The following is an 11,182-nucleotide window of genomic DNA, read 5'->3' as shown; positions in this document are numbered from 1 at the left end:
TGGAAGGAGAAAGACTTTGCACAACCCCATGTGTTTGATATCTGGAATGAACGAGGTATGCAGAAGAAATACCTCGACAAGGAGGTGTATTTCATGGAGGAGCTAATTCCGGGAATGCTACCTACCAATCCAGAGCTTTTATACGTGCAGCCGGAATGGGATAATGACCAACGTAAGACCATTCAGATTATGAAGCAGACCGGCCACCACGAAGCGACAGAGGCGCTGGCTCCGGGTTTATTTCACGAGATGGAGAGCTGGACATACCGCTTGCATTTCATCGACTTTGAGGCGGTACTGGCAGCCATTCCTTTTCATAAGGGATTGTACCCCTATGACTATGTGCCCTTTCAGTTTAGCTGCCATACCATGTATGAAGATGGCCGGGTAGAACACCGGGCCGACTGGATCGAGAAGACACCGGGGAAGCTCCCATCTATTACGTTTGTTCGAAAGCTGAAAGAGTGCCTGGAGGGTGATGAAGGCACCATCTTCCGGTATCACAACTTCGAGAATACGGTCCTCAATAAGATGAAGGATTTGATACGGGAGGGAGAGCCAGAGGATGCGGAAGAGCTGATCACCTTTATTGACAGCCTGGTGAAAGGGGGTGAGCGGGAGATGGTCGATCAATATCAAATGATCAAGAAATACTATTATTCCCCAGTCATGAAAAATTCCATTAGTATCAAAAAAGTACTCCCAGCAGTGTTAAGCGAAAGTCCGAGGTTGCAAGAAATCTACAGCCAACCGTACAGCGGCTTATATCTGAAGGATAAAGTCTTTTATAAACCGGATCCTGATACAGGACAAGCGATGAACCCCTACAAACTACTCAATGAAGTTGGGTATGGTATTCCGGATTATGACCAAAGCGATAAAGCAATTGGTGAGGACTCGATCTCCGAAGGTGGCGCAGCGATGATGGCATGGAGCCGTCTGCAATTTCATGATCTGGATAAAACCCAACGCGATGCCATTCTGCAATCTCTCTATGAATACTGCGAGTTAGATACTCTAGCGATGGTGATGATTCATCAGCACTGGGAGTGGTTGAGAAAGCGATAGAAAAATTATTTACAAGTAATACGAATCACAATAACTATATAAAACAAAGATATGATGCGAGAAGAGAATAAGAAAATATATTGTTCATTCACGGATAAAGAGCTTACGAATTATGAAGGAACCATAGATTTAAGTCCCGATTTTGAAGATCAATTTCGGGTGTTTTCATTTTACGATTTGGAAATCATAGTAGAAGATGGTTTGGATATGGATTCTTTGATAGAAAATATTGTGAATAATGATCCTCAAATAAACGATGTTTTTCCAGTTATAAAAGTAGAAGTCGATTCACCTTTTCATGATGTTGAGTTTGGAGAGACTGGGCAAATTATAGAATTTGATTACTCTTCTAAGGTTGTTAATCCATTTGAAGAGATAGGAATAGGAGTGGCTGATGAACTTTATGAACTTATGAATGATATAGATAATGATCGAAGCCCTGAATTTGAAAAGCTAGAATTTTTTGAACTCCACCTCAAATCACAATTTGGTAAATATAGGGGCATGATGAGCATAGACTTTTCAAAGATTAGTAATTACTCTGATTTAAAAGAAGTTGTTTACGAAATGGCTCTTGAGGGTTTCAATTTTGATGAAACACCAGAAGATTGTTTATATAATGTTCCGTATAAAAATGGGATTGTTTCAGGTACAGTTAAGCAGGCTTCATTATATCCGGATGAGCTGGAGTCATATGTAAATGATATTAGTTATTTGGTCATTAAAAATAAAGAACAAGCTTTGGATTCTTTGATGGAGTTGCTAGCTAAGAATGGATTTAATCTGGATTCTGAATTTTATGACCTAGAAGCAAGTGCGGATATTTCATTACGCGCATACCTTAAGCGATTAATTGATAAGGATGAGAATTATGCTGGGCTTTTGAAGAAATTTTTATCATAGTTGAATAAATTGAGTGAATGCGACTATACAGTACTGATCTCAAAAAGCACATAATTGCTTATAAGAGAATTTTCCCACGAATGGGCTTATTTTGATAAAGCTTATACTGTGGTGCAGAACAATCAATGTACTTGGAGATTTGGACAGATAATATCAGTAGATCTAACGATAAAAAACTTACTGTATTAAAATTAAGGTCACATAAAAACGATAAACGAAAAACAAAAAATTTTACAGATATGAGTTTATTAGCTAAATTATTTGCAAAGGGTGTATCGTCTAAACTTAAAAATAATAAAGACCTTCAATCTGCTATTGATGATACAGAGAAGGTTATGAAGAAAACTCGTGATAAAGTAGAAAAACTTGCGGGTAATGATAAAGAAGAAATTAAAAAGAATATACACCCTGACGTTAGAAAGGCACTTGGGTTTGATTACTAAAAATGGCTGATTCCCCACAAGAAAATATCAATAAACAGGAAGAATATAATGACTTGTTAAAAATTACCAAAAATCCCTATCCTATCGTGAAGAAGATATGCTGAATTTTTCAAAAGATATTTTTCTAACAGGTTTTGGCTACATCATAAAAGATATAGATGGCAAGCTAGTTCATAACTCATAAATCAGAACTCAGTCACGAAGTAGCAGTTGCTTTTAATTTCTTAGCTGACCCTGATCAAGTCATGCAAATACTAGAATATCTAAGTGTAGATATAGAGGCTGGTAATGACAAAGAATTGGTGAATAAATCTTATTCAGAAATTGAGAAACAATACTCTAAAATCGCGAAAACCCTAGCAGAAAGTTGTGAAGTTGATGAAACTGCAGCATCTTTAATCAAAGAAGATGATTCAAATTTAGAACTTGTAATCTTTTAGGTCATGCCAGAACTCAATTTATATATGATGATCACATTTTATTTAAAGAAATCCATCTTTTGAAAGTACTGCGGAAGTTATTTCAGGCAATTTTATCTGTTATACAATGGAGTAAAACTAAATTTTTTTATTTTAATGCACCAACGGATAGGAAGAAAAGATTTTATTCATCGGCAATCCCTACTCTTATAACTAGTTTAAAAGGTGAATGGGGATATCAGATTGTCGATAAAGATTGGTACTACTTAACGAAAAGGGATAATTAAAACAGATTACAATGGCCAAAAATGATGTAAGACCTAGTGTAGATGAATATATGGCACTGAAGCAAAGGGGATCTACTAATATTCAAGATTTGGTTAAGCAGGGTGATTACTATTGGGTTAACGTAGTCTATAAGCATTACAATAAAGTGTGGGAAATTGAGCGCGATGAAAGTTCCACACGTTTAGGTGAAAAATTACTCTGGGATTTACATTATTTGAAATCAATGAGTAAAGACGAATTTGTTGAGCAGATTAAAAGTAATCAAGATTTTGCCAATAAATGGGGAGACCTTTCTTTGATCTATGAAGAATAAATTGTCTCTAATATCAAATCGGACCCTACATTATATCCAAAAAAGCACAGTCACAGTTATGTTTTAAATAACCTATCAGTGTAAGTTTATAGCAATCATGAGGGGATACAAAGAGGCTGAGTGGTTTACAAAGAATATAAGTTCTCGGATTTATATTGTGATCATGAGCAACTATTGGATCGTTGCTCTTTGATGCGAGAATGGTCTTTAAAATTGACCTCTATTCCGGAAATTCAATTTACTTTTGAAAATCGTAGTGACTTGGTGATACGTCAATATTTCATTGAAAAGGATGATACCGCAATCTTTGATAGCTACTTAAGTCTGGCCAAAGATATTGACAGGATGCATGCTGATGGACTCATTCATGGCGATAGCCACCAAAGAAATGTAGTGACCAAAGATAGTATCTGCTACCTTATTGATTTTGAGCACTGTTATTTACGACAAAGACATGACATGCGGGTAAAAATGTCTGCAAGATTTTCCTTTCCAGAATTCGAGCAAAGTGAAAAACTGCTAAAGCTTGTCAATAAGATGAATTTCACGACTTTCTTCCTGCACAAAATGGGCAGCTTTTAACTATGCTCCAATAATAACTAATCGCCAGCAATTCACTGACTAAACTTGAATTAAATTTTTGTGGTTTTCTATATTCATTTCCTTGATTGTCCGGCCAAGCTTTACTACCAAAATTTAAAGGGCTATAAAAGTACGTAGATGAATATTGCGAGTTAGACACTCTGGCAATGGTGATGATCCATCAGCATTGGAATTTTTTAAAAAAGAATTAAACTAACAATAACAATAACTAAAAAACAGACTTAGAATGAAGGAAATTGCAAATAAAGAGCAGGCTTTAGAAGCAGTAAAAATGTATAAGCTGTCCTTAGAACATGTATCTGACAAGCTTAAAGATTCTTTAGAAAATCTTGAAAAGCTTGGTATCAAAGTTGATGACAGATTTAAAAAACCTGCTGGTATGAAGTAAGTCTTAAAAATGAAAATTGTTTAATTTCAAATTGAGCATATTTTCACGATGAGTAAAACACTGTAAAGCAAATCGTAATTACAAATTTAACATTGTGATATGATTTTGATTCAACTCATTTCCTTTCAAGATTAATATATTAATCACTATTTTATAAACAAGACCAATTATATCACATGATTATTAAACCAAATAGTGATATATAAACATAATATCATATTTATGAGTAACGACAGGAAAAAGATTAACAAAAGATTGAGTAAAAACAGGAAATCCATCAGGGTAGGGCCGAGAGGCGGAAAGTATTATATTTCCGATAATGGCAATAAGGTATATGTGACTAAAGCTGTGGGTAAAACGACTACCAATCATTAGACAAACAGGTTTTTTCACGGTCTGTTTGAGTAATCATTAGTTAAAAAAACACAATTCAAAAATATGTGTCTGAAAAAGTGCGCAAGATAAAAAGTAAATTAAATGCTTTAGTGAACGATTCTCATACTAAATGGGGAGCGAGATTCGCTTATACAATTCAGGCTCTAATTATTTATTCGTTGGTTACATTTTCTTTTTCAACCTTACCCAATTTGAGCAAGGGTACTTTACTCTTTCTTGAAATTTCCAGATATGCAACTGTTGCGATCTTTTCTTTAGAGTATATGGTAAGAATCTGGGTAGCAGAGAATAGATGGAAATATATATTCAGCTTTTATGGGCTAGTAGATCTTGTTGCAATCCTCCCATTCTATTTGTCGATGACTATTGACCTAAGAAGTTTTAGAATTATTCGAGTACTTCGTGTATTCAGACTGATCAAAATCACTAAGTATAGTAAAGCAATAAAACGCTTTAAGTATGCTTTCAAGGACGTTAAAGAAGAGTTAGTGATTTTCCTTACGGCTACTCTATTTTTATTATATATTAGCGCTGTTGGTATATACTATTTTGAAAATGCAGTTCAACCTGAGAATTTCACATCAATATTTCATAGTCTATGGTGGGCTGTTGCTACATTAACAACTGTAGGATATGGGGACGTTTATCCAATTACTACGGGAGGAAAAATTTTTACTTTTTTTGTGTTAATGATAGGTCTTGGGTTGGTGGCCGCTCCAGCAGGTATCATTGCCACTGCTATGGAAGAAGCTCACAAAGCAGTACCTGACAAGGATATCAATATTCAAAGCACCAATACTCAAAAAGAGTTAATGAAAAGAAAGGATAAGAAGAGTAATTAATGTATTTCAGAGCTCTTTTTGTTTCATATTCATTGGCATTGTTTTTATTGTCCGGCCAAGCTTTACTACCAAAATTTAAAGGGCTATAAAAGTACGTAGATGAATATTGCGAGTTAGACACTCTAGCGATGGTGATGATTCATCAGCACTGGCAATATTTAAAAGAGACATAATGTATTATCAAAATTTGAAATTTCTTAGAGTTTGATTATTATTAATGATAATATTGAATACTAAATAACACTAAAAACACATGATATGAGCAAATTATCTGAATATCTGAATAATGTTTCAAATGGTATTTCTCTTAATACAATGAAAAGGTTAACAAAAAAGTATAAAAAAGAAACACCAAAGATACTCAAAGAGCTGAAAAGTTTGGAAAAAGAGAGGGAAGAAATTGATGATATAATTAAAAAATACTCTAAGTGATCGGTTATAATATTTCGAAAACTCAGTACAACCTGAAATTTTTAGTTCCATTTTTCATAGTCTATGGTGGGCAGTAGCCACACTAACAACGGTAGGTTATGGAGATGTTTATCCAGTTACAGGTGGAGGGAAAGTTTTTACTTTTTTTGTTTTGATGATAGTGATATTCAACATCTACAAATAAATCTTTTGAGCATGTCAAAAAAGTGGAAAAGACCATCTAGTGGTTTATCTGCTCCTTCACGTTTTAATGATGCATTCTTATGTTCCCTACATTTGTGCATTAATAATTTTTCTTGGGAAAACTAAACGGTTACACGAATTATTATGAAAACTATAGCGAGTTTCCACCTTACTACTGAAGTACATTTAGAGGTTTTTAAAAGTAGATTCATGAATTTTATGACAATTATTAGAAGGTTGGCTAATGAGAATGACGGAAGACTTGTTATTGACAATAGGGAATTTTTATTGTCAGAAGCTAAAGATGAGGTTATAGATTTTGAAAAAAAGATTTTAGAGATTGGGTCAGGTTCTGGAGAAGATGGTCAATTTCCTCAAGTAGTATTCCCATCAGATTCTCCTTACATAATTAAAACTTCAGAGCAGAATGATATTGAGTTGAATCAGTTAGATGTTGAAAAATCACTAGCACTGTTGTCCCCATATAGCGGAACAGTAGATACCGTTAATGTTCAAATAATTTTTTATGATATGAGCGCTACTGACCTGAAAAATGAGGTAGAAAAAAATTTCAGGATAGATTTCTCATTATCTATCGCTGATAACCATAATTACTTTGAATTAGGACATTAATTTAAATATATAATCATTTAAAATATTTACTAGATGAAATCTCAGGAAATTAAATTTCAGAAACATTTTCTATCAGAACTGAACTTAGAAAAAGATGAGTTGGTAAAAGTTAGTTTATATATCAAAAACGGTGTCTATGAAGATATACTGGTTTATGATAGAAATGACTCACAACTAGAAATGAACTGTACCATGGAGTGGAATGAGGGTGATTTTGAATGCCAAATTCCATTTAATGAATTAAGAAATGTATTAAGTCAGATTCCTCTATATGAGATTGACACATATGAGTTGGACAAATATATATTTGAAGTACTAGAAACGAGAGACGGTGTACTTAATATTCACTCTGTCAATGGTAAGGAAGACCCTGTGGGAATCGCTGAAGAACTCAAGGGAACTAAATATGCTGTACCTGATGAAACCGCAAAAGAAGATCTATTAAATATAGTAGAAGAACATTGTTACCGTTTATACAGAGAAGGTGATATAAGTGATAGTGAGTATCGATTCAGATCATTACAAGCTATAAAAATTGACGGTGTTTTCATTAGTGATAATTTTTGGGATACCTATCTATATCAAGCCAAGAACGAGCATAGAAAGGGTGACCCTGATTATTCTTTAATTGAATCATTGTACGATAAATTTCTAGAATGGGAAATCAACAAAGAAAAGAAAGCAGAGGTATATTTTCATCAGGCAGAATTGAAATATGAGCTTGAGAAATGGGAAGATGCCATTAATTTGTATCTGAAAGCTATCAACAACGGCTATTCAAAAGTAGAAGCATACCAGTCATTAGGGTGGTCATATCGTAAAACAAACCAAATTGATGAATCTATAAAATCTTATGAAAAGGCAACTCAGATAGATCCTGAATCTGAATCGGCTTTTTATATGCTTGGAGTACTTAAAGCCCATAAAGGACAATCAGATGAGGCACTTGAAGCTTATTCAAAGACAGTAGAATTAAATCCGGAAAATGCAGATGCATTTTTGCGGAGGGGAGATTTATATATTGAAAAGGGCAAGTTAGAAAACGCCAAATCTGACTTTCAAAAATGTAACTCTATTGATGATACCAAAGCTTATAGTTTTTATCGATTGGGGCTGGTTAATAAAGAACTAAAAGAATTCGAAAAATCTGCTAGAAATCTCGGTAAGGCACTACACCACAATGGAAAAATGCAGAAAGATGATGGCATTTGGGCTGCGAAAGGATGGTGTGAGTTTAAGTCAAAGCAGTATGATGAAGCCGTGAAGAGTTACAGCGAAGCTTTAAAATTAAATAAAAAAGCTGCGTATCATTACTGGAGAGGAAATAGTTATTTAGAAAAGGGATCTAGTAGCTTTGCAATCGAAGATCTAAAATTAAGCATTAAACTTAATAAGTCTAATAAGTTTTCGTTTTATAAGCTTGGTGTTGCATATAAGCACAAAGGTGAGACTGAATCAGCTTTGGAAGCTCTAAATCAAGCTGTGGAAATAGATCCAGATTTTACAGCTGCCAAATTAGAAATTGAAAAAATTCAATGATTTAAGAAATTTTTTTATATTCAGATATTAAAAATGTACGTTAATATTAAAAATGTACGTTAATATTTAATGATTAATAAAATGTCAAAAAAACAATTTCTTGCAAAACTATTTGCAAAAGGTGTATCGTCAAAATTAAAGAAAAATACTGACCTACAACGTGCTATTGATAAGACTGATAAAGAAATTGAAAAGGCAAGGGATGAAATTGAAAAGGCAGCGGGAGATAAAGAAAATGTTAAAAAGGCTATTTCTCCCGAAGTTAGAAAATATTTAGGGTTTGATTACTAAAAATGGCTGAAGTAACATGGCTTAACATGTTTACATTTACCATAAGTAAGCGTTTCTGGTATTCATCCATGCCGTTGATTTCGAAGGATGCCTGGTGGTCAACATCTGGTTCAAGTATCTGAGAAAATTATTTCCAGTGATGACCGATAAAATTTGAAGAATGGGACAGTGAGTAGCAGTTCTTTTACTTTAACTTTATCAATTTAGGGTAGCGTTAAAAAAAAAGCCTGAGAAAGGTCTCAGGCTTTGAAATAGTATTGTTAGAATAAACGATACTTTAATAAGGTTGTGCTACTCCAAAAATTTGAGCCATTGCATTGGTATTACCTTTCTCATTTTCAATTACTTGGCCATCTGCTTCAGCAACTTCGCAAACATATTTAATGAGCCTTTTTGCAAAGTCTTTGTCAAACCACTCCTGATTCATTAACCATTTAGCTGAATTTAAACATACATCGGTACGCTTTTGGTCCCACTCTTCTTCAGGGAGGTCTTTAATCAGCCCGTTATACCAATTAAACGCAATTTTCAATTTCTTTCCTGGTTCATTTGGTTCGAAGTCTTTATTTCCACTCCACTCAACAAACAGTTCTTTATTTAACTCTTTAATTTTTTCTAATTCTGAGTCGGCTAATTCATAGTCTGTAATTTCAGCAGAAAAAATCAGTATAAAATTTATAATATCAAGCCAATCATATCCTTGTGCTACACCTAGTTTCCATTCAAGATATCGACTCTGCATGACTTTGTTGGCAGGGGTATTTTTAGAGCTCATAATATGTATTAAATAATTAATTATTATTGTTAAGATGAAGATAAATAATACTATAGAGATTTTAAACTAAAAGAGAAAGCAGAACTTACACCCCACTTAGTTTTTTTACATAGATATTACATGGAGCATTGAAGTGTCAGCTTCCCTAAAATTCGTGCGGTCTAAAGTGGCAGAAAGAGAAATCAATTGAGAACCTAATAAATAGGAATAGTTGAGTTCAAAGTTGATGATATTTACGAAATAACTGGTAAGGCAATCACAGAGAAAGAAGTTGCTATTTACGATAAAATATTGCTCGACTTCGACTATTTAATTAAGTTGGTCTTCGATGGAGACCAACTATAAAGTAATTTATTTACAATAACATCTATACCACAATTAAATATTTAGAGCATGTCAAAAAAGTCAAAGAAAAAATTAAGTGAAGCATCTGTCACAGACTTTATCACAGATTTTGTGAGAAACATACAAATGAAAAGTCAGGATAGGTTCATTCAACGAGCTAAGAAGAAAGGAGTACCAAAGGAAGTTACAGATAAAATGGAAAAAGTAGAAAAGGAAGTTAAAGAATTAGAAGACTTTTTAGATGAGTTATAACTAAAATTGTAGAGAATATCTCAGACTCACTGGGGAATTGTAAAGGAGTGTACTCTAAACTCTGTCTGATTATTTGTTAGATGTTGTCGGGGTCTCGGGTTAGATCCAGTGGCAGCCGATTCCAAATTTAATAGCCATCTGCTGAACGGTCAAACTCCTATTTTGGAGCGGTCGTGTCGGGTCCACCTTTTCTCAATGTTCTTTGTGTTAATTCAGTATTTATAGTGAAAATGTATTCCTACTTCGAAAAAAAATATTCCATTCATCTAGTTTAGATGATTTGCTTGAGTAAGAATATAAGTTTAAGTAGAAATCACTGTGAAAATTAGCTACTTTTTTTTGATTAATTTACAGAAAAGTGGTTTTGAATTGGCTTTAGAATTAGCAGATGTAAACATACACTTTTATCATTGTAAGCCTTTAGTTCAATTGAATCGCTTTCTATGAGTTCTAACCCGTCACGCTCATCAAATTTTTCAACTAATTTTTTATTAATAAATGTTTCATCAAGGCCTTCCTGATTAATTTTTTTCCGAAGGGAATTGGTTCTTCCAGCATACTTTACGAATGCATATTCATTCTTTTTAATTTTTTGTTTAGGTTCAACTCCAATGAATATGCAGGTCATCTTTTCAAGGTCGTTATTTTCAAAACCTATCTGGAAGTCACTGACTACTCTATTATCAAATTTATCTGCTTGTTTAAGTTTTCCTCTAAAACTTGCAGCTGAGCCAACTTTAAATTCATAAATATGCTTTACTTCCGGCTCTTTTCTATTTGGGTGGTCATTGGGTTTTAAAATCGCTAGATCATATCGTTTGTATTCACGTGATGAAAATAGGTTACCTCCTTCTTCATCAAACTTCTTTTGAAGCAGCCAGGCAACTCTGTCTCGAATTGGTCCTTCAGGTTTACTAGTGAGACTTAAATATGCCAGCTTACCTTCATTGTTCGCCTCTTTAGTTTCATAGTTTTTTATCGCTTCTTGTGTTAGAGAGAATAACATATCGGAATAAGAATCCATATTATCTTACTTGTCTAATAGTTAAAATTAAAATCTGGTTTAGTA

At 33.8% G+C, this 11,182-nt stretch carries 16 protein-coding genes and 1 pseudogene; 15 read left to right on the top strand and 2 right to left on the bottom strand.

The genetic code is table 11. The features are described from left to right. The 14 genes and pseudogenes from RI561_RS07895 to RI561_RS07830 form a co-directional block, all read left to right on the top strand. On the top strand, nt 1–1,068 hold a 1,068-nt coding region (locus RI561_RS07895; RefSeq protein WP_395079689.1), incomplete at its 5' end, for a DUF2779 domain-containing protein. Between the two features lie 51 nt (nt 1,069–1,119). Further along, complete coding sequence (locus RI561_RS07890; protein ID WP_395079688.1) at nt 1,120–1,971, top strand: hypothetical protein; 852 nt, start codon at nt 1,120–1,122, stop codon at nt 1,969–1,971. Nucleotides 1,972–2,210: 239 nt separating this feature from the next. After that, nucleotides 2,211–2,414 carry a hypothetical protein gene (locus RI561_RS07885; protein ID WP_395079687.1) on the top strand — a complete coding sequence of 68 codons (204 nt, stop codon included), beginning with the start codon at nt 2,211–2,213 and terminating at the stop codon, nt 2,412–2,414. Between the two features lie 245 nt (nt 2,415–2,659). Next, entirely contained in the window at nt 2,660–2,854 is a 195-nt protein-coding gene (locus RI561_RS07880; protein WP_395079686.1) for a hypothetical protein, read from the top strand. 277 nt (nt 2,855–3,131) lie between these two features. Continuing rightward, the gene (locus RI561_RS07875; protein ID WP_395079685.1) at nt 3,132–3,434 is read left to right on the top strand and encodes a hypothetical protein; all 303 of its coding nucleotides are present in this window, start codon (nt 3,132–3,134) and stop codon (nt 3,432–3,434) included. Between the two features lie 189 nt (nt 3,435–3,623). Next, on the top strand, nt 3,624–4,016 hold the full coding sequence (locus RI561_RS07870; RefSeq protein WP_395079684.1) for a hypothetical protein: 393 nt from the start codon (nt 3,624–3,626) through the stop codon (nt 4,014–4,016). Between the two features lie 247 nt (nt 4,017–4,263). Further along, nucleotides 4,264–4,425, top strand: a complete 162-nt coding sequence (locus RI561_RS07865; RefSeq protein WP_390301177.1) for a hypothetical protein — start codon at nt 4,264–4,266, stop codon at nt 4,423–4,425. A gap of 222 nt (nt 4,426–4,647) precedes the next feature. Continuing rightward, the gene (locus RI561_RS07860; RefSeq protein WP_395079683.1) at nt 4,648–4,800 is read left to right on the top strand and encodes a hypothetical protein; all 153 of its coding nucleotides are present in this window, start codon (nt 4,648–4,650) and stop codon (nt 4,798–4,800) included. A gap of 65 nt (nt 4,801–4,865) precedes the next feature. Further along, complete coding sequence (locus tag RI561_RS07855; RefSeq protein ID WP_395079682.1) at nt 4,866–5,663, top strand: ion transporter; 798 nt, start codon at nt 4,866–4,868, stop codon at nt 5,661–5,663. A gap of 258 nt (nt 5,664–5,921) precedes the next feature. Beyond that, nucleotides 5,922–6,095, top strand: a complete 174-nt coding sequence (locus tag RI561_RS07850) for a hypothetical protein (protein ID WP_395079681.1) — start codon at nt 5,922–5,924, stop codon at nt 6,093–6,095. A 10-nt stretch (nt 6,096–6,105) separates the two neighbouring features. After that, nucleotides 6,106–6,261: pseudogene (locus RI561_RS07845) on the top strand (ion channel); the annotation flags it as partial. Nucleotides 6,262–6,422: 161 nt separating this feature from the next. Then, the gene (locus RI561_RS07840; protein ID WP_395079680.1) at nt 6,423–6,911 is read left to right on the top strand and encodes a hypothetical protein; all 489 of its coding nucleotides are present in this window, start codon (nt 6,423–6,425) and stop codon (nt 6,909–6,911) included. A gap of 33 nt (nt 6,912–6,944) precedes the next feature. After that, nucleotides 6,945–8,450: a tetratricopeptide repeat protein gene (locus RI561_RS07835; RefSeq protein ID WP_395079679.1), complete on the top strand. Its 1,506-nt coding sequence runs from the start codon at nt 6,945–6,947 to the stop codon at nt 8,448–8,450. Nucleotides 8,451–8,531: 81 nt separating this feature from the next. Beyond that, entirely contained in the window at nt 8,532–8,741 is a 210-nt protein-coding gene (locus tag RI561_RS07830; protein ID WP_395079678.1) for a hypothetical protein, read from the top strand. Nucleotides 8,742–9,018: 277 nt separating this feature from the next. Here the strand turns inward: RI561_RS07830 and RI561_RS07825 are convergent, their stop codons facing one another. After that, nucleotides 9,019–9,516 (bottom strand): hypothetical protein, encoded by a 498-nt coding sequence (locus tag RI561_RS07825; RefSeq protein WP_395079677.1) that lies wholly within the window; start codon nt 9,514–9,516, stop codon nt 9,019–9,021. A gap of 393 nt (nt 9,517–9,909) precedes the next feature. On the opposite strand from RI561_RS07825, the gene RI561_RS07820 reads away from it, so the two are divergent. Next, nucleotides 9,910–10,113 (top strand): hypothetical protein, encoded by a 204-nt coding sequence (locus RI561_RS07820; protein WP_395079676.1) that lies wholly within the window; start codon nt 9,910–9,912, stop codon nt 10,111–10,113. A 343-nt stretch (nt 10,114–10,456) separates the two neighbouring features. Here RI561_RS07820 and RI561_RS07815 read toward each other — a convergent pair whose 3' ends face one another. Continuing rightward, entirely contained in the window at nt 10,457–11,137 is a 681-nt protein-coding gene (locus RI561_RS07815; RefSeq protein ID WP_395079675.1) for a hypothetical protein, read from the bottom strand. Nucleotides 11,138–11,182 lie beyond the last annotated feature (45 nt).

It is taken from the genome of Gracilimonas sp., from assembly GCF_031581265.1.
In the GTDB taxonomy this organism is placed as follows: domain Bacteria; phylum Bacteroidota; class Rhodothermia; order Balneolales; family Balneolaceae; genus Gracilimonas.
The sequence above is the reverse complement of the archived record's forward strand: the minus strand, read 5'-3'. Positions and strand labels throughout refer to the sequence as shown.

What these genes read in the sequence shown, in the direction of transcription:
- RI561_RS07865 (WP_390301177.1), top strand. Translation starts at nt 4,264, where the DNA reads ATGAAGGAAATTGCAAATAAAGAGCAGGCTTTAGAAGCAGTAAAAATG.
- RI561_RS07840 (WP_395079680.1), top strand. Translation starts at nt 6,423, where the DNA reads ATGAAAACTATAGCGAGTTTCCACCTTACTACTGAAGTACATTTAGAG.
- RI561_RS07835 (WP_395079679.1), top strand. Translation starts at nt 6,945, where the DNA reads ATGAAATCTCAGGAAATTAAATTTCAGAAACATTTTCTATCAGAACTG.
- RI561_RS07890 (WP_395079688.1), top strand. Translation starts at nt 1,120, where the DNA reads ATGATGCGAGAAGAGAATAAGAAAATATATTGTTCATTCACGGATAAA.
- RI561_RS07830 (WP_395079678.1), top strand. Translation starts at nt 8,532, where the DNA reads ATGTCAAAAAAACAATTTCTTGCAAAACTATTTGCAAAAGGTGTATCG.
- RI561_RS07875 (WP_395079685.1), top strand. Translation starts at nt 3,132, where the DNA reads ATGGCCAAAAATGATGTAAGACCTAGTGTAGATGAATATATGGCACTG.
- RI561_RS07850 (WP_395079681.1), top strand. Translation starts at nt 5,922, where the DNA reads ATGAGCAAATTATCTGAATATCTGAATAATGTTTCAAATGGTATTTCT.
- RI561_RS07880 (WP_395079686.1), top strand. Translation starts at nt 2,660, where the DNA reads ATGCAAATACTAGAATATCTAAGTGTAGATATAGAGGCTGGTAATGAC.
- RI561_RS07860 (WP_395079683.1), top strand. Translation starts at nt 4,648, where the DNA reads ATGAGTAACGACAGGAAAAAGATTAACAAAAGATTGAGTAAAAACAGG.
- RI561_RS07825 (WP_395079677.1), bottom strand. Translation starts at nt 9,516, where the DNA reads ATGAGCTCTAAAAATACCCCTGCCAACAAAGTCATGCAGAGTCGATAT.
- RI561_RS07815 (WP_395079675.1), bottom strand. Translation starts at nt 11,137, where the DNA reads ATGGATTCTTATTCCGATATGTTATTCTCTCTAACACAAGAAGCGATA.
- RI561_RS07820 (WP_395079676.1), top strand. Translation starts at nt 9,910, where the DNA reads ATGTCAAAAAAGTCAAAGAAAAAATTAAGTGAAGCATCTGTCACAGAC.
- RI561_RS07885 (WP_395079687.1), top strand. Translation starts at nt 2,211, where the DNA reads ATGAGTTTATTAGCTAAATTATTTGCAAAGGGTGTATCGTCTAAACTT.